The 1,366-nt window shown below is 48.7% G+C and carries 2 protein-coding genes; both read right to left on the bottom strand.

What is annotated here, in order from left to right:
• Positions 1 to 741: AMP-binding protein (locus R7O12_RS24985; RefSeq protein WP_318126747.1), on the bottom strand; the 741-nt coding region annotated here is incomplete at its 3' end.
• On the bottom strand, positions 726 to 1,366 hold a 641-nt coding region (menC, locus tag R7O12_RS24980; protein ID WP_318126746.1), incomplete at its 5' end, for an o-succinylbenzoate synthase. The genes R7O12_RS24985 and menC, both read right to left, overlap by 16 nt.

Below are 1,366 nucleotides of genomic sequence, written 5' to 3'. Positions count from 1 at the left end.
CACTAAAGAGGCGTGTGAAACCGCGAGGATATCGTCTGCCAGTCTTCCCGTGCCGATTTTCAACGTTGCGCCAACAAACAACCAGCGATAGACAATCGCAAGGCCGGAAACATGATAAAGTGGGAGCGACAACAGCCAAGTATCTTGTTGATGGAAGGTGAACTCACATAGTAATCCCTCTGCCGAAGCGAGGTGCTGTCGATGAGTATGCACCACCGCTTTAGGTGCCCCCGTTGAGCCTGAGGTAAACACGATCGAAGCCAACCTGTCATGCTGATAGTCGTCCTCAGTGTTTTCAACCACGGTATCTACCGTAGGCAAAATGAGAAAAATCGCATTTAATGCTGCTTTATCTTCGCCAGAGTAAGCGAACTCACACTCCGGAGTTAACCAAACAAAACGTGTTTGATGATCGCCGTACAGTGTGCAGAGCTTACCTTGTAGCGCCTCGATTGGCTGAGGCATAGTCAACGCGGTGATGGCGCCTAACTGTTGCGCCGCTAAATAAAACAGTACTGTTTCAACTTGGTTCTTCCCTACCAGAGTCACCACCTCATCGCGCGTAACACCTTGCTGCAAGAGCGATTGCGCGTATTGAGTAACACGAAGCGAGAGCTGTTGCCAATTCAATGTTTCTTGAGGTGTTGCGAGTGCAATAGAAAAAGGGCTCGTTTGAGCCCAATACTTCCAAGGTGGAATCGCACTATTTTCTGTAGAGAATGGCTCTATGCTGAATGCCACACTAACTCCTGCTCAGACAAAGGAAGCACAGGAAGTTCGCACTTTGGCCAACCTTGCTCTAGCTGCGCTTTGAACAACCCGATAGTGTCCAAACCAGGCACTTCCTCAGCCAACTGCCATTGCGCCAAACGTGCTAATTGGTTCAAGCCAAGGCTCGACTCAATGCTTGAGCTGATCACCGCTTTCATACCTAACGCTTTTGCTTTTTCGATCAATTTAATGCAGAAGTCGACGGAGCCGATTAATGTCGGTTTGATAATGATCGCTTTCACGCCTGTCAGATCTTCAAGGCTAAAGTCTTCTCGACGAACGGCATCTTGCAGCGTTTCATCCCAAGCAATCGCGATACCAGTATTAATGGCAAAAGACATGCTGTCGCCTGGAGCTCGGCATGGCTCTTCCAAAAACGTAATTCGTTGGCGAAGAGACGGTGTAATGTACTTAGCAAACTGCTGCGCTTTTTCGGGAGTCCAAGCGCGGTTCGCATCCAGTCGAAGCGTTAATTGAGGGATAGATTCAAGGAAGAGATTCACAAGCATGCCGTCGCGAATGGGCTCATACAGACCCACTTTCACTTTTGCCACTTTCTCACCTTCCATCTCGTTGAGTTTTGGAATCAACTCAT

The sequence above is a fragment of the Vibrio sp. Vb1574 genome, from assembly GCF_033338675.1.
Note: the sequence above shows the minus strand (reverse complement) of the source record. Positions and strands in the feature narration are given on the sequence as shown.